The organism is Peribacillus sp. NPDC056705, from assembly GCF_043656335.1.
On record NZ_JBHTYI010000028.1, the window covers coordinates 21,059 to 42,143 of the forward strand.

Consider the following 21,085-nt stretch of genomic DNA (forward strand, 5'->3'; position numbering starts at 1 on the left):
GAAGATCCTTTCGGTAATATCATTGAACTTTACAGCCGAAGCACGGAATTGATGTATGGAAATAGAGATTGACAAGAGCAGCCCCCAATTTGAGTATTGGGGGCTGTTCTTGTTTTTCTATCACTTTTTAACCGTTACTTTTCTTGATTCGCTTACGTTTTTCGCTTTGTCTTTGGCATAGGTATATAGATTCTGCCCGGCTTTTTGTTTGGGGATTTTAACCGAGAATGTACCTTTTGCCGTTGCTGTGGCAGAGCCGATCACTTTTCCTGATGCTTTGATGGATACTGTGGAGTTGGCTTCTGCTTTGCCTGTTACTTTTGTCGTTTTTGTGGTTACTGTGTTGACCGTCGGTTTACTTGGTGCTGTTTTGTCTGCGACGGTCACGGTTTTGATCGAGCTAACATTTCCTGCTTTATCGGTTGCTGTAACGGATAGGACTTTTCCGGCTTTTTGTTTTTTTGACATCGTTACGGTGAAATTCCCTGCGCTGTTGGAATTTGCTTTACCTAAAATCGTACTGCCGGTTTTGACAGTGACGGAAGAGCCCGCTTCCGCTTTGCCGGTTACTTTGACGGTATTGTCACCTACCGTATTTACGGAAGGTCTTGCAGGAGCCGTTTTATCTGCCACTTTAAATGAAACGGGTATACTTTTATTTCCCGATTCATCGATTAGCCTGGTAGAGATGGTCGTTCCGGCTGTTTGTTTGGCAATAGTCGCCGTAAAGGTTTTTTCGCCGTTGATTTTCACTGTGGCGAGTTGGCTTTTATCGGTATAAATGGATACTGTCCCCGTTTTAAAATCAGTCGGGATTTTCCCGTTGATCTTGGTGTCCTTATCGGATATCGCGGTCACGGCCGGTTTGGTCAGCGTCTTCATCTCGAGTGCTTTTTTGGCATTGACCCGCCCGTTTCCATAGTATATGTCTTTCCCTTTTGCACCTAGGTCCACGGCTGAATCATAGAGGCGGTATTCGACCTCCGTTTTGTTAAGTTTGGGCTCATTGGACCAAATCAGTGCCGCTACACCCGCCACCATCGGTGTGGCCATCGATGTTCCGCTCATCCAGCCGTATTTACCATAAGGTAAGGTTGAAAGGATATCACTTCCTGGTGCCGCGATATCGACTGTTGAATGGTAGTTGGAATAACTGGGACGCTTGTCCCTTGAGTCAGTGGCAGCTACAGAAATGACGTGGCTGAATGCGGCTGGGTACACACGCTGCACATTTTTCCCCATATCCCCTTCATTCCCGGCAGCCGCGACGATCAGTACGCCTTTTTTATAGGCTTCCTGGACGGCTTTATTAAAGGACTCCGAATAACTGGTGTCTCCTAAACTCATATTGATGATGTTAGCCTTTTGCTGAACGGCATAATGTATTGCTTCAATGATATCGGCCGTATTGGCATACTCTCCATCAAAGACATTGATCGGCATTAGTTTAACATTCGGGGCAACACCCGTTCCGCCTATGCCGTTGTTCGCAGAACCGGCAATGATACCCGCGATATGCGTTCCATGCGCCCCTTTTGGTACGATATGCTTCCGATTTTTTATCGTATCATAGGCATTGACGATCTTCCCTTTTAAATCTTCGTGATTGCGATCGATGCCGTCGTCAATGATGGCCACGATCAATTCCTTCGACCCCATGGTTTTGGTCCACGCTGCACTCGTACCAAGCTTTTTATGATGCCATTGGTCTATGTAAGCTGGATCGTTCGGACTTTCCATTTTCTTAAAAATGTAGTTTGGTTCTGCATACTCCACATTCTTCTGTTCTTCAAGTTCCTCGATCACGTTGTCTGTCGTTTCCCCTTTAGGAACCTCCACTTTTTCTATCAACTCGTTGATCGGCTCATCGTTCGTCTCTTTATATTTGACGATGACACCATCAGATTGCGGGATCTCTTCTGCAGAAGCAGAATCTGGCTGGTAGTTTGGCAGAATCATAAACAGTAATAATACCGGCAATAAAACCTGAATAAGTTTGTGCATACAATCACTCCAAAAATATGATTAAGAATAGCTATCGATGAGGTTATATCATGAACCAATTCTACTATTTATTCCTAACTAGATTGTATACCGTCTGATTTGGATTTACTAACCTTTTTATCTAGTTAAAATAGCTTATTTAAATACCAAAAAACCGCTATAAATTTGCACTTTGATTTCCACTCCAGGCACTCGCTTTTCCCGCTGGAGTCTCGTACCTTCCGTTCCAATCAACTTATTCAGATAAAAACACTTTTGTCTAAATAAGGGGGCCGAAGTATCAAAACCCGAATTCATGTTTTTTACTTTTTATATGGATGAAACACGATATTGAAGAAATTTGCGGCACTCCTGCCGAATTACTGGCTTGCCGAGACACCACAGCCGCTTGCTTTGATGAGGCTTGGCAGTCAGTCGGCTGAAAGGGAGCTGATTTCTGAAATCAACTGGAACTTTTTAAAATAAAAAAACTGCAGGCAAACCCGGTTTTCCTCGAGTTTGCCTGCAGTCCATCGCTATAAAAGGTTTAATGGCCACCTAAATAGGCATTCTTGATTTCTTCGCTTGCAGTCAGTTCCTCTGATTTGCCAGATAGGACGATTCGGCCGGTTTCGACAACATAGGCTCTGTCCGCTATGGATAGTGCTAAGTTGGCATTTTGTTCGACCAGCAGGATCGTTGTACCTGTTTTGTTGATTTCTTCGATGATATTAAAGATTTGCTTCACCAATAATGGTGCGAGTCCCATCGATGGCTCGTCCAATAACAGGAGCCGGGGCTTGGCCATGAGGGCCCTTCCCATTGCGAGCATTTGCTGTTCCCCGCCGGAAAGGGTTCCGGATTGCTGTTTCAGGCGCTCTAGCAAACGCGGGAATAATTCATAGACTTTCTCCATATCCTGCTTGATGCCTGCCTTATCTTTGCGTAAATAAGCACCAAGCTGAAGGTTTTCTTCAACCGACATGTTAGCGAAGACACGCCTGCCTTCAGGGACATGGGAGATGCCCATTTTCACGATGGATTGTGCTGCCTTTCCGCCTATGGATTGCCCTTCATAAATGATTTTCCCTTGTTTTGGTTTTAATAGTCCGGAAATGCTTTTCAGCATCGTGCTTTTTCCGGCTCCGTTGGCCCCGATAAGGGTCACGATTTCACCTTCGTTAATAGAAAGCGAGACTCCTTTCAAGGCTTGAATGTTTCCATAATAGACATTGATGTCCTCGATTTTTAACATTATGAAACCTCCTCGCCCAGATAGGCCTCGATGACTTTTGGATTGTTACGGATTTCCTCTGGCTTTCCTTGAGCGATCAGTTGTCCGTGATCGAGTACGTATATGCGTTCGCAAACACCCATGACGAGCGGCATATCATGTTCTATCAATAATACGGTCAAATCGAATTTCTCACGGATGAGGGCAATCAGGTTCATGAGTTCGTGCGTTTCCTGGGGATTCATCCCCGCAGCCGGTTCATCCAGTAAAAGCAGTTTCGGGTTGGCCGCAAGTGCGCGGGCGATTTCCAAACGTCTTTGTTTACCATATGGCAGGTTCTTCGCCTTTTCATCCTTATATTGATCAAGGTTGAAGATCTTCAGGAACTCAATCGCCTTTTCATCCATTTCCTTTTCGCCTTTAAAATGGATCGGCATGCGGAAAATCGAACTTAAAATGCCATGCTTCGAAAGCGAATGATAGGCCACTTTAACATTATCGATCACGGATAGTTCACTGAACAAGCGAATGTTCTGGAATGTCCGGCTGATCCCTTTTTGCGTGATTTTATATGGAGGCAGTTTTCTTAAGTTCTCACCTTCCAAAGAAATGGTGCCCTCTGTAGGGACGTAAACTCCTGTCAGCAAATTAAAGAAAGTTGTTTTTCCAGCGCCGTTCGGCCCGATCAAGCCAATTAATTCTCCTGGATATAACTCGACGTTAACATCAGAAACGGCTTTAAGCCCTCCGAACTGGATGCCGACTGAATCGACTTTAAGCAGCGGTGTTTTTATTTTTTTCATGGCTGCTTCCTCCTTTACGTTTGAACATGGATGTTATTTCTTTTGTCCCCATTAAACCTTGTGGACGATAGAGCATCATCACGATAAGCACAAGGCTGTAAATGATCATTCGCGTTTCCGGATAATCCTGCAGGAAAGTCGTGACTACCGTCAGTAATATCGCGGCCAATACGGCACCGGAAAGGCTTCCAAGACCGCCAAGTACCACTAGGATCAAAATATCGAATGATTTCAGGAATCCAAAGTTCGATGGCTGAATGATATAGAAGTTATGAGCGTAAAGCCCTCCAGCAATACCGGCAAAAAAAGCACCGATTGCAAACGCGACAACTTTGTAATACGTCGTGTTGATTCCCATCGAATCGGCAGCCGTCTCGTCCTCGCGGATCGATATGCAGGCCCTGCCGTGGGTCGAGCTAGTAAAGTTTCGGATGACGATGATCGTAATGATGACGGAAGCGAATACCCACGGCCAAGTGGTCAAATGGGAAACCTGCATGCCGCTCGCGCCGCCGACATAATCGATATTCAAAAGCATGATCCGGACGATTTCCCCAAAACCGAGGGTCGCAATCGCCAGGTAGTCACCTTTTAAGCGTAAGCTTGGAATTCCGATGATCAATCCCGCCAACGCTGACGCCAAACCTCCGACTATCAATGCCGCATAAAACGGCATTTCCAGCTTCATCGTCATAACGGCTGAAGCATAGGCACCGACTGCCAGGAATCCGGCATGTCCGATGGAGAACTGTCCGGTTATCCCGATGATCAAGTGCAGGCTAGTTGCCAGAATGATATTGATCCCGATGAACATGAGCGTATTTTGATAAAAAGGATTTAGCGATCCGCCGCCTATTAACACTTGAACTACGGCGAAAAAGATCAATGATAGTGAAATCGAGAGCCAAAAACCTTTTGCTCGCTTAATTGTAGTCATTGCTTTGTCTCCCCTATACTTTTTCTTTTTTGTTTTTACCGAATAAGCCTTGTGGCATGAAAATCAAGATAAGAATCAGTACGACGAAGGCTACAGCATCACGCCATAATGAGTAACCGGCGGCACTGACCAAAGCTTCGATGACACCTAGCAATAAGCCACCGACCATCGCGCCCGGTATAATCCCGATCCCTCCAAGTACGGCGGCAACGAATGCCTTCAATCCCGGAAGCACACCCATGAGCGGCTCAATCTTAATATAGTAAATACCGAAAATGACGCCTGCTGCCCCCGCTAATGCGGAACCGATTGCAAAGGTGGCAGAAATCGTATTATTTACATTTATCCCCATCAGCTTAGCTGCATCCGCGTCGAAGGAAACGGCACGCATCGCTTTTCCAATTTTTGATTTATGAACGATGATTTGAAGGATGATCATCAGGACTACGGCCACTCCAAAAATCAAAACCGATTGACTATTGATGGAAACTCCAAAAATATCGAACTTTTCTGTCGGCAATACATCATTCGGATAAGCTTCCGGCTGTGCACCGCGGACGTAGATGAATCCGTATTCGATCAAAAGGGAAACACCGATGGCCGTGATAAGTGCCGCAATACGTGTTGCGTTACGCAATGGCTTGTACGCGATACGCTCGATCAAAACCCCAAACAGCGCACAGACCGTCATCGAGATTAATAGGGCGGGAATGAATGACAGATCCAGCACCGTTATCGAGTAGAACCCAACGAATGAGCCGACCATGAATACATCGCCATGTGCGAAGTTTATCAATTTAACAATCCCGTAAACCATCGTATATCCGAGAGCGATAAGGGCATAAATACTTCCTAGTGAAATCCCGTTTATTAACTGTTGTATCAATTCCATGTTCGACTCTCCTTGAAAATCTAATTTTATGAATGATTAGTCCAAACTCTTTTCATTCCGTAATGGGGATGTTCAGTGACCTGGTATGCTTTGAAAATGAGAATTCGCCAGCACCTTCTTATTGACGAAGGGCCGGCGAAATGATGGAGTTTTCCTCCGAAATTAAGGATTGATTTTTGTGTTGAATACTTGTTTTCCCTCTTTAAATTCAAGGATGGTAGCAGATTTGATTGGATTATGTTTTTCATCCAATGTGAATGTACCTGTTACTAGCTCAAGGTCCGCCGTTTTTTCCAGCGCCTCTTTGATTTTTTCTGAATCCGCTGAACCAGCACGTTTAATCGCGTCTGCAAGGAAGTATCCTGTGTCATATCCTAGAGCGTTAAATGCATCCGGGGATTTATCTTTGTACTTCGCTTTGAACGCTGACACAAAATTCTGAATTTTCTTATCAGGGTCACCTGAAGAATAATGGTTCGTGATGAATGTGTTATTTAGAGCTTTTGCACCGGCAATTTCAACTAGCTTAGGAGAATCCCAGCCGTCGCCGCCCATGAATGGAACGTCAAGTCCAGTTTCACGTGCCTGCTTCACGATTAGGCCAGCTTCCTCATAGTAACCAGGAAGGAAAATGAAGTCAGGTTTTGCCGATTTCAAACGAGTCAATGTAGAACGGAAATCAGTATCCTTCGCAATGTAAGCTTCCTCAGCCACGATTTTTCCGCCATTTTTTTCGAATTGTTCTTTAAAGGCTGCTGCTAACCCTTTTGAATAATCACTTGCGCTGTCAATATAGATGGCTGCACTCTTCGCTTTGATTTCTTTAGTGGCGAAATTCGCAGCTACCGTTCCTTGGAACGGATCGATGAAGCTTGTCCGGAAAATATAATCGTTCAATTTATCCTTGCTGAAAGTGATTTCAGGGCTTGTACCAGATGGTGAGATGACCGGCACTTTATTATCTTGGGCAATCTGCACTTGGGCAATCGAGTTCGTGCTTGTCGCTGCACCGACGATCGCTGCAACCTTATCCTGTGATGTCAGCTTGATCGCTCCGCTTGTCGCTTCAGACGCTTCAGATTTATTATCGACTTTTATAAGTTTGATTTTTTTACCGTCAATGCCTTCTTTATTGATTTCTGCAGTCGCAAGCTCCAGGCCTTCTGCAATCGATTGTCCATATGAAGCTACGCCGCCAGATAATTCAAGGTTGACACCAATCTTGATCGTATCTCCATCCCCGCTTGTTTTTTCTGATGAACCAGAGCCGGAACAACCAGCCAGCACTCCTGCAGCAAGTGTAAGAGAAAGGAATGCACCTGCTAACTTTTTCTTTTTCATAAATAATCCCCCCATTTTGTAATCAAACTCTGATGCATGAATATTTATTCAAGATGCCTCAGAAAAAATTGATTAGATGAAATGTTTCAAATTAAATTAATATTTCGAAAAATAGTTTACCGCATAATTTTCATTCCGTCTATACAATAATTGTGAGAAGATTTCGCTAAATAGGATATTTTTCACAGGTAGAACTATATCATTTTTATCTTCGTATATTTTAAATATTGCGAAAATATGCTATATAATCAGAAAAAACTGATAATTTAATTATAGTGGTATTGTAAACTCTTTAATTATTGCTCAAAAAAATTTATTCATTTTCTTATTTTCTTCATCCTATTACTTACATTTTTACCAAAATACAAGTATATCGATAGGGAATTAAACCCAGTTTTTTCATTGTTTTTTAGTCTTAATTCCTATATCAAAATTGAATATTACTATACTGGATGTATAAAATCATGCATGAATATCCCTTGCTTTCATTTCCCTGCATATTATGCATATCAATCAAAAAAACCGCCAAATGGCGTTTACGATAACCAAAATGGTTTTAGACAGTTGTTCTTTCTCAGTTAATAAAGCTTATAATAAACTAAGGTTATCAGAATCTTTTAAATAACAGAACATTCATTGTTCCGTTAAAGGGCCAGTTTAATTGAACAAGGGATTGGCATGACACCTTAATTAGTTAGCTATCTACAACACGCCGCAAATGAATTTTGACCAAAGGGATTAAATTGGGGGGAATGGAAAATGGATGTCAAGACACTTTTGTTACAACAATGGGCAAGCTGCTTAGATGAAGAAGATTGGTTTCCACCACTTGAAAAAGTGCTAGAAGACATCACTTTTGAACAGGCAATTTGGAAACCAGCTGATGGGGCAATGAATTCCATTTGGGAATTAGTTTGTCATTTACTTTTCTTTGAAAAGAGATATCTGATGCGATTTCTTGGTGAAACAGCGAATGAACCACAGGCAGAAAATAATGACTCTACATTTCGATTACCAACTGAGACGTTAAAAAATTGGAAGGAAACAAAACAAGAATACTTTTATGTTCATCGTGAACTTGGAAAAATACTAGCAAAATCAGAACATGAAGATTTGTATAGACAGGTTCCAGGAGATAATCCATTAGTGCTTGAACTGAAGAGTTTAGCCATGCACGACGCATATCATATTGGGCAAATTGTATTCCTTAGTAAAATGCAATGAGCTTGGCCAGAGAAACGCAGCTTTTAATGAAGCTTCATTAAAAGCTATTCCATTATAGGGGGTTTTAATGGAATAAGAACGGGAACGTCCAAATCGGACGTTCCCGGTATTTTACCTAAAAAACGACAAATACTGCTTAACAAAGCCTAAAATTTGAATACAACTCCTTTGGTCTACAAACTCAAACGGCCAAACGGCAGTTCAATGGCCTCCTAAATAGGCCATTTTTATTTCTTCACTTGAAGTGAGTTCATCGGCATTGCCCGAGAGGACGATCCGGCCCGTTTCAACGACATAAGCCCGATCTGCAATGGATAGGGCAAGGTTGGCGTTTTGCTCGACCAAAAGGATCGTTGTGCCGGACTCACTGATTTCCTGGATGATGTTGAATATTTGCTTCACCAGAAGCGGTGCAAGGCCCATCGAAGGTTCATCGAGCAATAATAAACGTGGTTTCGCCATTAAAGCCCGGCCCATTGCAAGCATCTGCTGTTCTCCGCCTGAAAGCGTGCCCGCCTGCTGTTTGATTCTCTCCAACAGTCTCGGAAATAATTCATAGACCTTTTTCATGTCTTTATTAATGTTCTCTTTGTCTTTTCGCAAATAGGCGCCAAGTTCCAGGTTTTCGGAAACCGTCATGTTAGCAAAGACACGGCGCCCTTCAGGTACATGGGATATGCCCATTTTCACGATGGACTGGGCAGCTTTTCCTCCGATCGGATTGCCTTCGAACAGAACTTTTCCTTGCTTTGGTTTTAACAGGCCGGATATCGTTTTGAGCAGCGTGCTTTTTCCCGCTCCGTTCGCCCCGATCAATGTCACGATCTCCCCCTCGTTTATCTCCATGGAAACCCCTTTCAACGCTTGGATATTGCCATAATAAACATTGATGTCCTCTATTTTCAGCATCAGGAAACCTCCTCCCCTAAATATGCCTCGATAACCTTTGGATCGTTGCGGATTTCTTCCGGCTTTCCGTGAGCGATAAGCTGTCCATGATCAAGGACATAAATCCGTTCGCATACCCCCATGACCAATGACATATCATGTTCGATGAGCAAGACGGTAAGATTGAATTCCCTCCGGATAAAAGCAATGAGGTTCATCAATTCTTTCGTTTCATGCGGGTTCATCCCAGCTGCGGGTTCATCCAGTAAAAGGAGTTTCGGATTGGCGGCAAGAGCACGGGCAATTTCCAGCCGCCTTTGCTGTCCGTATGGAAGATTCTTCGCTTTTTCATCCTTAAAATGATCAAGATTGAATATCCTCAAGAATTCCAGCGCCTTTTCATTCATTTCCTTTTCCCCGGAAAAGTGTCCCGGCACCCGGAATATGGAGCTTGCTATTCCATGCTTGGCAAGCGAGTGGTAAGCAACCTTCACGTTATCGATCACGGATAATTCACTGAAGAGGCGAATATTTTGAAAGGTCCTCGAAATCCCTTTCCGGGTAATTTTATATGGCGGCTGCTTATTTAGATTTTCCCCGTTCAAGGCAATCGTTCCTTCTGTAGGAACATACACCCCCGTCAATAAATTGAAGAAGGTCGTTTTCCCGGCTCCATTCGGTCCGATCAAGCCCACTAGTTCCCCTGGAAATAATTCGACGTTCACATCGGACACCGCTTTCAATCCGCCAAAACGGATACCCACCGAATCTACTTTAAGCAACGGTATTGTGGCTTCCATCCTTTTTGCCCCCTTTCGTTTTTTTATGTTTGAACAATGATGTGATTTCTCTTGTTCCCATTAAACCCTGCGGGCGGAAAATCATCATCAGGATCAGGACAAGACTGTAGATGATCATCCTCGTTTCCGGATAATCCTGAAGGAATGTCGTCACGATCGTCAATAGAATTGCGGATAAAACCGAACCTGAAAGACTTCCAAGACCGCCAAGTACGACGAAAATCAGTATATCGAAGGATTTCAGGAAACCGAAATTCGATGGCTGGATAATATAAAAATTATGGGCATACAGCGACCCGGCAATTCCGGCAAAAAATGCTCCGATGACGAAAGCCGCCACTTTATAATAGGTCGTATTGATTCCCATCGCATCTGCCGCCGTTTCGTCTTCCCTCACGGATATGCATGCACGCCCGTGAGTCGAATTGGTAAAATTCCTGATAACTAAGACGGTGATCATGACACAAGCAAACACCCATGGCCAAGTGGTCAGGTGAGATACCTGCATCCCGCTTGCCCCGCCTACATAGTCAATATTCAAAAGGACGATCCGGACAATTTCCCCAAATCCAAGGGTAGCTATCGCCAAGTAATCCCCCTTCAGGCGCAAGCTGGGAATCCCGATCACCATACCCGCAACAGCTGCGATGACGCCTCCAGCCAATATTGCTATGATGAAAGGAAGTTCCAGCTTCATTGTCATGACTGCGGAGGCATAGGCCCCAACCGCTAAAAAACCTGCATGTCCGATCGAAAACTGCCCGGTTATTCCAATGATTAAATGAAGGCTCGTCGCCAGCATGATATTGATGCCAATGAACATGAGCGTGTTGATATAAAATGGATTGAGGATACCGTGTGAAATGATATACTGCATGATTCCGAAAAAAATAAGTGCGAGCACGATCGAGAGCCAAAAACCCTTTGAATTCTTTAAAGTAGTCATCGCCATGTCTCCCCTATACTTTTTCTCTTTTATTTTTACCGAACAGTCCCTGCGGCAAGAAAATCAAAATCAAGATAAGTACGACGAAAGCCACACCATCGCGCCATAATGAGTAACCGGCTGCACTGACCAAAGCTTCGATCACCCCAAGCAGCAGACCGCCGACCATCGCTCCCGGAATGATCCCGATGCCGCCCAAGACGGCTGCAACAAATGCTTTAAGGCCAGGAAGGACACCCATCAACGGTTCGATTTTAATATAGTAGATTCCAAAAATGACACCGGCCGCCCCTGCAAGGGCCGAACCTATGGCGAACGTAGCCGAAATCGTATTATTCACATTGATTCCCATCAGCTTTGCCGCTTCGGAATCGAATGAAACGGCACGCATCGCTTTGCCGATTTTGGTTTTATGGACAACGAATTGTAGGATGATCATTAATATGATGGAAACAGATAAGATCAATATCGATTGACTGCTGATGGAAACTCCCAATATATCGAGTTTATCCATCGGAAGGACATTATTTGGATAGGCTTCCGGCTGGGCGCCCCGGATGTAAATCAGCCCATTTTCTATAAGAAGGGAAACACCGATGGCCGTTATCAAGGCCGCAATCCGTGTTGCATTACGAAGGGGTTTGTAAGCAATGCGTTCAATTAAAACGCCAAAGATGGCACATGTGACCATCGAAATCAATAAAGCCGGGATGAAGGATAAGTCCATTACGGTAATGGCGTAAAACCCTACAAATGAACCGACCATGAATACGTCTCCATGGGCGAAGTTTATGAGCTTGACGATTCCATATACCATCGTATAACCAAGCGCGATCAAAGCATAAATGCTTCCGAGTGAAATGCCATTTACCAATTGCTGAATCAGTTCCATATTGCACTCTCCCCGTTAAGGTGTTTTTTAAGTGAATATAGAATAGGGGGAACTTGCCCCCTATCCACGTTAGGTATTATGGATTGATTTTTGTCTTGAACGTTTGTTTGCCATCTACATATTCCAGAATGGTCGCCGATTTGATCGGATCATGATTTTCATCAAGGTTCAGTGTTCCGGAAACTAATTGAAGATCTTTGACATCTTCCAATGCTTTTCTGATTTTTTCAGGAGAAGCATCTCCAGATCTCTTGATGGCATCGGCCAGGTAGTACCCAGTGTCATAGCCAAGTGCGGCAAAGGCATCCGGTGTTTTACCGTATTCCTTTTCGAAGGCTGCAACGAAATCCTGGATTTTGGCATCTTCATCTTCCGGGGAATAGTGATTCGTGATATAGGTATTTTTTAAAGCATCCGCTCCGGCAATTTCAACGACCTTCGGGGAATCCCAGCCGTCCCCGCCCATGAATGGAAGGTCTATGCCGTCTTCACGTGCCTGTTTTAAGATCAATCCGACTTCTTCATAATAACCAGGAAGGAAAACGAACTCCGGCTTTGCGGATTTGATACGTGTCAATGTAGAACGGAAATCAGTATCTTTCGTTACATAAGCTTCTTCCGCCACGATTTTACCGCCCTTGGCAGTGAACGCTTCTTTAAAAGCCGCGGCCAGTCCTTTAGAATAATCACTTGCGCTATCCACATAGATTGCAGCCGTCTTTGCCCCTATTTCGTCAGATGCGAAATTGGCTGCCACCGTACCTTGGAATGGATCGATAAAGCAAGTTCTGAACACATAATCATTTAATTTTCCAGCTTTGTTGGTAATGTCGGGATTTGTTGCAGTTGGTGTGAGTAGAGGAACTTTATTATCTTGTGCGACTTGAACCTGTGCCAATGTATTCGTGCTTGTCGCAGATCCGACTACAGCCACAACCTTGTCCTGGCTGACTAACTTGATCGAACCGCTTGTAGCTTCTGCTGCATCTGATTTATTATCAACCTTAACGATTTCCAGTTTCTTACCATTGATGCCCTCTTTATTAATCTCTTCGATGGCTAGTTTCAAACCATCTGCAGCCGATTGGCCGAATGATGCCGTACCACCAGACAATTCAAGGTTGGCCCCAATTTTAATTGTGTCATCCGATTTTGAAGAACCTCCGCCTGAACTGCTAGTTTTCGAGTCGCCGCTACAACCTGCCAGCGCCCCTGCAACCAATGAAAGTGATAGAAACACTCCTGCTAGCTTTTTCTTCTTCATTTGAAACCCCCTTGTTTTGTGTGTTCTTTTAAACAAACAGAATATCTGAATAAAAACAATATTCTGAAAATAGTGTATCTCATTCTTTCGACCCCGTCTATATGATATGGATAAAAAAGTTATTAAAAGGAATATCTACTATTCGACAAAAAAAACTGACCCTTTATAGAGTCAGTTTTTTTTTATCAATCATTTACACGGCGAACTTCAATGTCTTTCAATATATCATTGATCACCCAGCTTGCTGCAATTAAACCTGCAACGGATGGTACGAAAGCATTCGAAGACGGTGGCATTTGGGCTTTACGGATTTTTGCCTCATCATTGCCGACTTCTTTTCGGACATCCTCACGAATGACAATAGGGCTCTCGTCGGAGAAAACAACGGGAATTCCCTTTGTTATTCCCTCTTTACGCAATCTAGTACGAATGACCTTGGCAAGCGGATCGGTATGCGTTTTGGAGATATCGGCAATTTGAAAACGCGTCGGGTCCATCTTATTAGCGGCCCCCATGCTTGAAATCACCTTGATATTCCGTTTCAGGCATTCCTTCATCACATGGATCTTATAAATGACCGTATCCGATGCATCAATGACATAGTCCAGGCCATAACTGAAGAATTCTTCAAACGTCTCTTCAGTATAGAACATTTTAAGAGCGATCACTTCGCAGTCGGGATTGATATCTTGAATGCGATTTTTCATCAATTCCGCTTTCGGTAGACCGACTGTTGATAATAGAGCATGGATCTGCCTGTTTACATTCGTGATGTCGACATCGTCTTTATCCACAAGAATAATACGGCCTACCCCGGTACGTGCCAATGCTTCGGCTGAAAATGAACCAACGCCTCCAACACCCAGGACAGCAACGGTCGTATTTTTCAGAATATCGATTCCTTCCTTGCCAATTGCCAATTCATTTCGTGAAAACTGATGCAGCATATATATTCAACTCCAATAAATTCTGTTCTTATTTAGCTTCCCAATTAACAATATATCATAAACATCATTAATGACAAGCGAAATATGAGCAGTCTAATCGGAATTGGTGCACTAGGTCATTTTTGATAATTTTTGAATGATGGTTGCCAATAGGAGAGTCCTTTCCGTCAGGCTTGGAATTTCCAAATACTCCTCTTCACTATGTGCATTACCTCCAATTGGCCCGAGCCCATCCACTGTCGCAATTCCCAAATCAGACGTGATGGAAGCATCCGAACCTCCACCCGTGGCCGTATCCGTGATCTCGATGCCGATTTCCTTCCCGGCCTGACGGATCGTCTCTAAAAGCAAGTTAGTTTTCACATTTTTTTCCATGGGGGACCGGTCCATTTTCCCGCTTAATGTCGTTTTCGTTCCTGGAATATAGGTTTCAGCACAGATTTTTTTCAGTTGCTGGAGGATGATGCCTTCCTGTTTTTTTTCCGAAATCCGCACATCCACAAAAGCAGCAGCATGGGAAGCGATCGTATTGACAGCGGAACCTCCTTCAATCATGCCAACATTGACACTGATTCCTTTCTGTTGATCATTCAACCGGTGTAAGGCGATGATCTTATGGGCCAATTCTTCAATCGCACTTCGTCCCTTTTCCGGTTCGATTCCTGAATGGGCAGCCACCCCGACGATATCCACTTTAAACTGACCGCAGCCTCTTCTTGCCGTGACAAGAGAACCATCCGTCCTAGCCGGTTCAAGAATTAACGCGAACTTCTTATTGGCCGCTTTTTCGGATATGAGTGAAGCGGACGACGGAGATCCGATCTCCTCATCACTATTAAGAATGATTTGGATATGCTTATAGCCTGTCTGCCCCGTCTGTTTCAAGCAAAGGACCGCATAAAAAAGCTCAACCAAACTGGACTTCATATCCGCTACACCAGGACCGTATGCCCGACTTCCTTTCACTTTAAAAGGACGTTTTTGCGCTGTGCCTTCCGGAAAAACCGTATCCATATGGGCGACGACCAGAATATGCGGCTGATGCGCATCACGATGCTGGATGACCAGCTGATTGCCATGATTCTGTTGCTCAACGATATTCACAATAAAATCCAGACTTTCAAATTTCGCTTTTAAAATCGAACCAATTTCATCAATACCCTTTTTCGTATGAGAACCACTATCTATATTCACTAGCCGCTCCACTAATTGAAGCATTTCCATCCTCTTTGCATACAATAAATCTTTCAATGCCCTCACTACTTTCTATCCTTGGCTGACTATCGCTCAACCTTACTATAATTTACGAATCTATATTGCGGAATGTTACTTAAATGCTGGAATTTAAGCTAATTCGATGGTTTTTGGGATTTTTTCGTTAGTTTGGGGTTTTTACTGGTGAGTTTGGGCTGTTTACTCGCTAGTTTGCACTATTTACTCGTGAATTTGGGCTGTTTACTCGTGAATTTCCGTCATTTACTCGTGAATTAATCCATCAAGTTTATAAACTCTATTTTTAAATTGCCCCGAATAAGGCAATTCCAGTGAAGATAGCATCCGTTGCATGATATCAATTGAATCGATTTGTAAAAAGAGCCGTGCTTGTTTATTTGTTATATTGGGTTTTATGAGGAGAGCAAAATCACGAAGAGTTTGAATGTGGGCATCTTTCGCGGCGTAAGAACATTGACTGCATGCCCATTTGCCCCAGTGATATTGCATATGGGGAGCAGAGCATTCAGGACATTGAACGCTTTTGAGCAGATCTTGCTCATCAATTTGATACAATTCGAGTATATCAGGATTATGAGGAGTGTTTTTATGCAGAATCGTGTTCGAAAGTCTATTCCTTTGCCTTTGGGTTAATAGCTCAGGAGGATACTTTTCTTCAAGAGTGTGAATTTTGGTTAACAGAGTTTCTTTTCCCGTGATTTTTTTGAAAATGGGGGTAAAACCTGGGGTAGTCCTGATGATGGTATTCGAGTTTGCATTGGCAATGAGCGTTTCAATCGGCAACGAGGGGAAATTGTTAAAAGTAAGCCAATCATTTAATCGGGATTTTTGCACGTCAACCTGGATTAGCGGATCCAGATATGCCTGTTCCTGTCCATCTTTTGTCCGAATCAATTGGGGATAGGTGCGGTCAAAATAGAGCGTTCCCGCAAAATTTTTCACTTCAATGATGATACCGTAATTCCGGGTGAATATTAGGAAATCCAATTGAAAATATCGGCTCCCATCGCAGCTTAATCTCAAATCATGAAATACACAATATTCTTTCGGAAGATTCTTCAGCTCTTTTCCGATACTCCGCTCCCCGTTATATCCTGCACGGATTTTCTGGAAGTCGTTCCTGATTCTTTCCTGTTTTGGATGATTGGCTGAAAGCCTCCTGCTTAATGCCTCCAGTTTGAGCATTTTCATAGGCATTTCACACGGTTTTAGCATCCATACATCAACTCCTTCTCCGTTAGCTTCTTTATAAATGCCCTTTTTTCCTGCTAGGAAATGAAATCACTCGTTTTACTGTGAGTTTGCGCTATTTAATTCATGAGATTTGTAGCTTACTCGTGAATTCGCGCCATTTACTCGTGAGTTTCCACTGTTTACTCGTGAATTTGCGTTTTACTCGTGAGTTTACGCTGTTTACTCGTGAATTTGCGTTTTACTCGTGAGTTTACGCTGTTTACTCGTGAGTTTGTGTCATTTACTCGCGAATTTACGCTGTTTACTCGTGAGTTTGCGCCATTTACTCGTGAGTTTGCGCCATTTACTCGTGAGTTCGCGCCATTTACTCGTGAGTTCGCGCCATTTACTCGTGAGTTCGCGCCATTTACTCGTGAGTTCGCGCCATTTACTCGTGAATTCTCGCCTTTTACTCGTGAGTTTCCACTGTTTACTCGTAAATTTGCGTTTTACTCGTAGATTAACGCCATTTACTCGTGAGTTAACCATTTTGACGCACAAAAAAACCCATGTTGTTTAACATGAGTTGCTTTGTAAGGTGTAAGAGTCCCAATTGTGCCGTTTACGCCTTTGTTTTGAACCCGCTCTCCGCAGGTGGGTGCTCGGTTCCTCGCGTTTGTAAGTCCTCTTCGAGGGAGGCTTTTACGCGGCCAGGAAACTAGTGCTCCCGGTAACTATAAGTGTTCGGTCAAAACTTATAGGTTAAAGAACGAACACATCAGGACTCTTACTTATTGAAGACATCATATCATAATGCTTAACACTGTTTCAAGAAAAAACACCTAGGTATTTTTTCATATTTTTTCCAAATGAATTATTTTTTAAGTGCAGCAAGTCTTAGGTTAAGTTCGGCCAATTGCTTGTCACTTACAGTACTTGGTGCGTCAACGAGCAGGTCGCTTGCGCTTGCTGTTTTCGGGAACGCGATGGTGTCGCGTAGGTTCGTACGGCCTGCAAGCAGCATGACCATGCGGTCCAGTCCAAGGGCAATCCCGCCGTGTGGCGGCGTTCCGTATTCGAATGCATCCATTAGGAAGCCGAATTGTGCGTTTGCTTCTTCTTCGGAGAATCCAAGTACTTTGAACATTTTTTCCTGAACGTCGCGTTCGAATATCCGCAGTGATCCACCGCCAAGTTCGTAGCCGTTCAAGACAAGGTCATATGCTTGTGCACGGACGCTTGCTGGGTCTGATTCCAGTTTGTCCATGTCTTCACGGAATGGCATTGTGAATGGATGGTGTGCTGCATAGTAGCGTCCTTCTTCTTCGTCATATTCAAATAATGGCCAGTCCGTCACCCATAGGAAGTTGAATTTGCTTTGATCGATCAAGCCTCTTTCTTTACCAAGCTTGTTGCGAAGTGCACCAAGTGCATCGGCGACTATGCCTTTCTTATCTGCGACGAATAAGATTAAATCGCCCACTTCAGCTTCCAATGCAGATACTAATTGCTCTTGATCTTCTGCGAAGAATTTGGCGATTGGCCCTTTTACGCCGTCTTCTTCTACTTTCAGCCATGCAAGGCCTTTTGCACCGTAAATCGCTGCGAATTCAGCCAATGCATCAATATCTTTACGGGAATAGTCCGCATTTCCGTCCTTAACGACGATCGCCTTAACTTGTCCGCCGTTTGCAACAGCGCCGGTGAACACTTTGAAGTCACTGTCTTTGACGATTTCGGAAACATCTTTAAGTTCCATTCCGAAACGTGTATCCGGTTTGTCGGAACCGTAACGGCCCATCGCTTCATTGTACGTCATTCTAGGGAATGGCAGTGTTACGTCCAATCCTTTTACTTCTTTCATCACTTTAGCCATCATGTTTTCAGCGGTGTTGATGATATCTTCTTGGCTCATGAAGCTTGTTTCAATATCGATTTGCGTGAATTCAGGCTGTCTGTCAGCACGTAAGTCTTCATCACGGAAGCAGCGGGCAATTTGATAATAACGTTCGAAACCGGATACCATCAATAGCTGCTTGAAGATTTGCGGTGACTGCGGAAGTGCATAGAACTCACCTTCGTGTACACGACTAGGCACTAAATAATCACGTGCTCCTTCAGGTGTGCTTTTCGTTAAGATAGGTGTTTCGATATCAAGGAAGCCTTCACCGTCCAAGTAATCACGGATCGCTTTTGTTGTTTGGTTACGCATTTTCAGCGTTTCGAACATCGCTGGGCGACGCAGGTCCAAATAACGATATTTCAAGCGGATATCTTCTGATACATCGGTTCTTTCATCAATGATGAATGGAGGGGTCTTTGCTTCGTTTAAAATTGTAACGTTTTCAGCTTGAACTTCGACGGTCCCTGTTGTTACGTTCGGATTGAAGTTGGCTTCATCACGTTTGATGACTGTTCCTTGGATATCAAGGACGTATTCATTACGGATCTTTTCGGCTGTGGCCAGTGCTTCTGCCGAGATGTCCGGATTGAAAACGACTTGGACGACTCCGCTTCTGTCACGTAGGTCGATAAAAATGACCCCGCCCAAATCCCGACGTTTTTGTACCCATCCTTTTAATGTTACTTTTTCACCAATAGCTGCTTCTGTCACTTCACCATTGAAGTATGTTCTGCCAAACATGGTATTTCCCCCTTAAGCCTGAAGCTTTTTGAATTGTTCTACGAATGTAGCAAGATCCATTTGGACTTGTTCACCGGTTTCCATGAACTTCACATTGATTTTATTATTTGCCAATTCATCATCCCCGAGTGTCGCCACATATCTTGCTTCAAGGCGGTCGGCTGATTTGAATTGTGCTTTCACTTTACGGTCTTGATAGTCTTTTTCGACGGTAAAACCGGCATTCCGCAATTGATGGGCAAGTTTGACGGTATAATCCTTGGCTGTTTCACCTAATGAAACAAGATAGCAGTCAATTCCCTTTTTGATCGGAAGCTCGATGCTTTCTGCTTGGAGGGCAGCAATCAGGCGTTCAATGCTAAGTGCAAAGCCGATTCCTGGTGTTTCCGGTCCGCCAAGTTCTTCAGCCAGCCCGTTATAACGGCCGCCTCCGCAAAGGGTAGTGATGGCGCCAAAGCCTTCTGCATCACTCATGATTTCAAATGCGGTATGATTATAGTAATCCAAGCCCCGCACTAGGGTCGGATCTTCGACGAAATCGATTTCCAAATCGGTTAAGTGCTGTTTCACCTTTTCGAAATAAATACGGGATTCATCATTTAAATATTCAATGATGGAAGGAGCCGTGTTCATCAATTCGTGATCGTGATCCTTTTTGCAATCCAGGATACGCAAAGGATTTTTTTCGAGACGGTTTTGACAATCGCCGCAAAACTCGCCGATGCGCGGTTCGAAATGTTTGATTAACGCATTGCGATGCGCTGTCCGGCTTTCCTTATCACCAAGGCTGTTGATCACAAGTTTCAGCTTTTTCAAACCAAGTTCCTTGTAAAGGTTCATCGCAAGTGACAGAACCTCTGCATCGATTCCGGGATCCTTGCTTCCTAAAGCTTCAATGCCGAATTGAACGAACTGGCGGAACCGGCCTGCTTGCGGACGTTCGTAACGGAACATCGGCCCGATATAATAAAGCTTGACCGGTTGATTGGCCCACCCGAACATTTTGTTCTCGATATATGACCGTACAACCGATGCAGTGCCTTCAGGACGAAGGGTTAAGTTCCTTTCACCGCGATCTTGAAATGAATACATTTCTTTTTGGACGATATCGGTTGTATCCCCTACACCACGTAAAAATAATTCCGTATGCTCAAAAATCGGTGTGCGGATTTCTTTATATTGGTAACGGTGACAAATCTCACGCGCTGTGTTCTCGATATACTGCCAAATTTCCGTTTGGCCAGGCAATAAATCCTGGGTACCTCTAGGAATCTGAATAGACATATGTGTTTCCTCCTTTAAAGCAAGACGCCATTTCTGATACGGCGCTATACTGATTTTTTCCAAACAAAAAACTCCCGCCCCTTGTAACTTATCCGTTACAAGGGACGAGAGTTTGGATATCCCGTGGTGCCACCCTAGTTGAAGCACAAAAAAAGTGCCCCCGCTCAAGAACAGTTAACGCCTGTTTTACGTCCATCTCCTATTAAGTAAATCCGTTCGGAGTGAAGCCTACGGAGGGTTCTTTCATTAAGTCATCATGTGGAATGCTTTCAGCCTCGGCATTTCCTCTCTTTTCATGTGTTTCTTAATTACTCTTCTCCATCATTGGTTATTGCAGTAATAAGTCTGATATTTTATAATCATACGGACGTTAACATCAAATGTCAAGGCAGACTGAGGATTTTGTCGCATTTTATTGGTTCAAACGTTTTTTCAAATTTTTGATCGTCCGGACATTGACCCCGAATTCGGATGCCAATTCAACAAGGTTTGCGCTTTGTTCCTTTTGAATGAAATCGTGAAAATCGACACCCAGTACTTGATTGCCTCCGCTTAAGCTCGTTTGATCTTTTTCGCTGAATTTCATGTGGTTCCCTCCTA

The 21,085-nt window shown here is 43.7% G+C and carries 19 protein-coding genes, 1 other RNA gene, 1 pseudogene and 1 other annotated feature; of the genes and pseudogenes, 2 read left to right on the forward strand and 19 right to left on the reverse strand.

Features of this window, described 5'->3' with window-relative positions:
* Positions 1–120: 120 nt before the first annotated feature.
* Positions 121–2,004 carry a S8 family serine peptidase gene (locus tag ACFRAK_RS22445; RefSeq protein ID WP_394572537.1) on the reverse strand — a complete coding sequence of 628 codons (1,884 nt, stop codon included), beginning with the start codon at positions 2,002–2,004 and terminating at the stop codon, positions 121–123.
* A gap of 330 nt (positions 2,005–2,334) precedes the next feature.
* Here ACFRAK_RS22445 and ACFRAK_RS22450 point away from each other — a divergent pair, with 330 nt between their 5' ends.
* The gene (locus ACFRAK_RS22450) at positions 2,335–2,469 is read left to right on the forward strand and encodes a hypothetical protein (protein WP_394572538.1); all 135 of its coding nucleotides are present in this window, start codon (positions 2,335–2,337) and stop codon (positions 2,467–2,469) included.
* A 61-nt stretch (positions 2,470–2,530) separates the two neighbouring features.
* Here the strand turns inward: ACFRAK_RS22450 and ACFRAK_RS22455 are convergent, their stop codons facing one another.
* The 5 genes from ACFRAK_RS22455 to ACFRAK_RS22475 form a co-directional block, all read right to left on the reverse strand.
* Complete coding sequence (locus tag ACFRAK_RS22455) at positions 2,531–3,238, reverse strand: ABC transporter ATP-binding protein (protein ID WP_192205910.1); 708 nt, start codon at positions 3,236–3,238, stop codon at positions 2,531–2,533.
* A complete protein-coding gene (locus ACFRAK_RS22460; protein WP_034308746.1) occupies positions 3,238–4,020 on the reverse strand; it encodes an ABC transporter ATP-binding protein in 783 nt (260 codons plus the stop codon). Before ACFRAK_RS22460 ends, ACFRAK_RS22455 begins: the two co-directional genes overlap by 1 nt.
* Positions 3,992–4,957 carry a branched-chain amino acid ABC transporter permease gene (locus ACFRAK_RS22465; RefSeq protein ID WP_260284830.1) on the reverse strand — a complete coding sequence of 322 codons (966 nt, stop codon included), beginning with the start codon at positions 4,955–4,957 and terminating at the stop codon, positions 3,992–3,994. The genes ACFRAK_RS22460 and ACFRAK_RS22465 overlap by 29 nt, the downstream gene beginning before the upstream one ends.
* 13 nt (positions 4,958–4,970) lie before the next feature.
* Positions 4,971–5,849, reverse strand: coding sequence for a branched-chain amino acid ABC transporter permease (locus ACFRAK_RS22470; protein ID WP_260284831.1), 879 nt, complete (start codon positions 5,847–5,849; stop codon positions 4,971–4,973).
* Between the two features lie 162 nt (positions 5,850–6,011).
* Positions 6,012–7,190 carry an ABC transporter substrate-binding protein gene (locus ACFRAK_RS22475; RefSeq protein ID WP_387604424.1) on the reverse strand — a complete coding sequence of 393 codons (1,179 nt, stop codon included), beginning with the start codon at positions 7,188–7,190 and terminating at the stop codon, positions 6,012–6,014.
* A gap of 759 nt (positions 7,191–7,949) precedes the next feature.
* On the opposite strand from ACFRAK_RS22475, the gene ACFRAK_RS22480 reads away from it, so the two are divergent.
* The gene (locus tag ACFRAK_RS22480; RefSeq protein WP_394572539.1) at positions 7,950–8,414 is read left to right on the forward strand and encodes a DinB family protein; all 465 of its coding nucleotides are present in this window, start codon (positions 7,950–7,952) and stop codon (positions 8,412–8,414) included.
* Between the two features lie 201 nt (positions 8,415–8,615).
* On the opposite strand, the gene ACFRAK_RS22485 is transcribed toward ACFRAK_RS22480, so the two are convergent.
* The 13 genes and pseudogenes from ACFRAK_RS22485 to ACFRAK_RS22545 form a co-directional block, all read right to left on the reverse strand.
* Positions 8,616–9,323 carry an ABC transporter ATP-binding protein gene (locus ACFRAK_RS22485; protein WP_387604428.1) on the reverse strand — a complete coding sequence of 236 codons (708 nt, stop codon included), beginning with the start codon at positions 9,321–9,323 and terminating at the stop codon, positions 8,616–8,618.
* The gene (locus ACFRAK_RS22490; RefSeq protein WP_076365036.1) at positions 9,323–10,102 is read right to left on the reverse strand and encodes an ABC transporter ATP-binding protein; all 780 of its coding nucleotides are present in this window, start codon (positions 10,100–10,102) and stop codon (positions 9,323–9,325) included. The genes ACFRAK_RS22485 and ACFRAK_RS22490 overlap by 1 nt, the downstream gene beginning before the upstream one ends.
* Positions 10,077–11,048 (reverse strand): branched-chain amino acid ABC transporter permease, encoded by a 972-nt coding sequence (locus ACFRAK_RS22495; protein ID WP_394572540.1) that lies wholly within the window; start codon positions 11,046–11,048, stop codon positions 10,077–10,079. The genes ACFRAK_RS22490 and ACFRAK_RS22495 overlap by 26 nt, the downstream gene beginning before the upstream one ends.
* A gap of 13 nt (positions 11,049–11,061) precedes the next feature.
* Positions 11,062–11,940, reverse strand: coding sequence for a branched-chain amino acid ABC transporter permease (locus ACFRAK_RS22500; RefSeq protein ID WP_098369668.1), 879 nt, complete (start codon positions 11,938–11,940; stop codon positions 11,062–11,064).
* A 76-nt stretch (positions 11,941–12,016) separates the two neighbouring features.
* Positions 12,017–13,204 carry an ABC transporter substrate-binding protein gene (locus ACFRAK_RS22505; RefSeq protein WP_387604432.1) on the reverse strand — a complete coding sequence of 396 codons (1,188 nt, stop codon included), beginning with the start codon at positions 13,202–13,204 and terminating at the stop codon, positions 12,017–12,019.
* Between the two features lie 185 nt (positions 13,205–13,389).
* Complete coding sequence (locus ACFRAK_RS22510; protein ID WP_394572541.1) at positions 13,390–14,151, reverse strand: tRNA threonylcarbamoyladenosine dehydratase; 762 nt, start codon at positions 14,149–14,151, stop codon at positions 13,390–13,392.
* Positions 14,152–14,262: 111 nt separating this feature from the next.
* On the reverse strand, positions 14,263–15,411 hold the full coding sequence (locus tag ACFRAK_RS22515; protein ID WP_387706034.1) for a M20 family metallopeptidase: 1,149 nt from the start codon (positions 15,409–15,411) through the stop codon (positions 14,263–14,265).
* A gap of 216 nt (positions 15,412–15,627) precedes the next feature.
* A complete protein-coding gene (locus ACFRAK_RS22520; protein ID WP_394572542.1) occupies positions 15,628–16,599 on the reverse strand; it encodes an NERD domain-containing protein in 972 nt (323 codons plus the stop codon).
* A gap of 158 nt (positions 16,600–16,757) precedes the next feature.
* Positions 16,758–16,997, reverse strand: a pseudogene (locus ACFRAK_RS22525) (alanine-zipper protein); the annotation flags it as partial.
* A gap of 162 nt (positions 16,998–17,159) precedes the next feature.
* Positions 17,160–17,345, reverse strand: a non-coding RNA gene (gene ssrS, locus ACFRAK_RS22530) — 6S RNA.
* Between the two features lie 86 nt (positions 17,346–17,431).
* Positions 17,432–19,201: an aspartate--tRNA ligase gene (aspS, locus tag ACFRAK_RS22535; RefSeq protein ID WP_387604438.1), complete on the reverse strand. Its 1,770-nt coding sequence runs from the start codon at positions 19,199–19,201 to the stop codon at positions 17,432–17,434.
* Positions 19,202–19,213: 12 nt separating this feature from the next.
* Positions 19,214–20,485: a histidine--tRNA ligase gene (gene hisS, locus ACFRAK_RS22540; RefSeq protein ID WP_387604440.1), complete on the reverse strand. Its 1,272-nt coding sequence runs from the start codon at positions 20,483–20,485 to the stop codon at positions 19,214–19,216.
* A 97-nt stretch (positions 20,486–20,582) separates the two neighbouring features.
* Positions 20,583–20,819, reverse strand: a binding site (T-box leader).
* Between the two features lie 78 nt (positions 20,820–20,897).
* Positions 20,898–21,071, reverse strand: a complete 174-nt coding sequence (locus tag ACFRAK_RS22545) for a hypothetical protein (protein WP_034308777.1) — start codon at positions 21,069–21,071, stop codon at positions 20,898–20,900.
* Between the last annotated feature and the right edge of the window lie 14 nt (positions 21,072–21,085).

What these genes read in the sequence shown, in the direction of transcription:
- ACFRAK_RS22445 (WP_394572537.1), bottom strand. Translation starts at nt 2,004, where the DNA reads ATGCACAAACTTATTCAGGTTTTATTGCCGGTATTATTACTGTTTATG.
- ACFRAK_RS22500 (WP_098369668.1), bottom strand. Translation starts at nt 11,940, where the DNA reads ATGGAACTGATTCAGCAATTGGTAAATGGCATTTCACTCGGAAGCATT.
- ACFRAK_RS22495 (WP_394572540.1), bottom strand. Translation starts at nt 11,048, where the DNA reads ATGACTACTTTAAAGAATTCAAAGGGTTTTTGGCTCTCGATCGTGCTC.
- aspS (WP_387604438.1), bottom strand. Translation starts at nt 19,201, where the DNA reads ATGTTTGGCAGAACATACTTCAATGGTGAAGTGACAGAAGCAGCTATT.
- ACFRAK_RS22480 (WP_394572539.1), top strand. Translation starts at nt 7,950, where the DNA reads ATGGATGTCAAGACACTTTTGTTACAACAATGGGCAAGCTGCTTAGAT.
- hisS (WP_387604440.1), bottom strand. Translation starts at nt 20,485, where the DNA reads ATGTCTATTCAGATTCCTAGAGGTACCCAGGATTTATTGCCTGGCCAA.
- ACFRAK_RS22490 (WP_076365036.1), bottom strand. Translation starts at nt 10,102, where the DNA reads ATGGAAGCCACAATACCGTTGCTTAAAGTAGATTCGGTGGGTATCCGT.
- ACFRAK_RS22475 (WP_387604424.1), bottom strand. Translation starts at nt 7,190, where the DNA reads ATGAAAAAGAAAAAGTTAGCAGGTGCATTCCTTTCTCTTACACTTGCT.
- ACFRAK_RS22510 (WP_394572541.1), bottom strand. Translation starts at nt 14,151, where the DNA reads ATGCTGCATCAGTTTTCACGAAATGAATTGGCAATTGGCAAGGAAGGA.
- ACFRAK_RS22520 (WP_394572542.1), bottom strand. Translation starts at nt 16,599, where the DNA reads ATGCTAAAACCGTGTGAAATGCCTATGAAAATGCTCAAACTGGAGGCA.
- ACFRAK_RS22460 (WP_034308746.1), bottom strand. Translation starts at nt 4,020, where the DNA reads ATGAAAAAAATAAAAACACCGCTGCTTAAAGTCGATTCAGTCGGCATC.
- ACFRAK_RS22485 (WP_387604428.1), bottom strand. Translation starts at nt 9,323, where the DNA reads ATGCTGAAAATAGAGGACATCAATGTTTATTATGGCAATATCCAAGCG.
- ACFRAK_RS22455 (WP_192205910.1), bottom strand. Translation starts at nt 3,238, where the DNA reads ATGTTAAAAATCGAGGACATCAATGTCTATTATGGAAACATTCAAGCC.
- ACFRAK_RS22545 (WP_034308777.1), bottom strand. Translation starts at nt 21,071, where the DNA reads ATGAAATTCAGCGAAAAAGATCAAACGAGCTTAAGCGGAGGCAATCAA.
- ACFRAK_RS22470 (WP_260284831.1), bottom strand. Translation starts at nt 5,849, where the DNA reads ATGGAATTGATACAACAGTTAATAAACGGGATTTCACTAGGAAGTATT.
- ACFRAK_RS22505 (WP_387604432.1), bottom strand. Translation starts at nt 13,204, where the DNA reads ATGAAGAAGAAAAAGCTAGCAGGAGTGTTTCTATCACTTTCATTGGTT.
- ACFRAK_RS22465 (WP_260284830.1), bottom strand. Translation starts at nt 4,957, where the DNA reads ATGACTACAATTAAGCGAGCAAAAGGTTTTTGGCTCTCGATTTCACTA.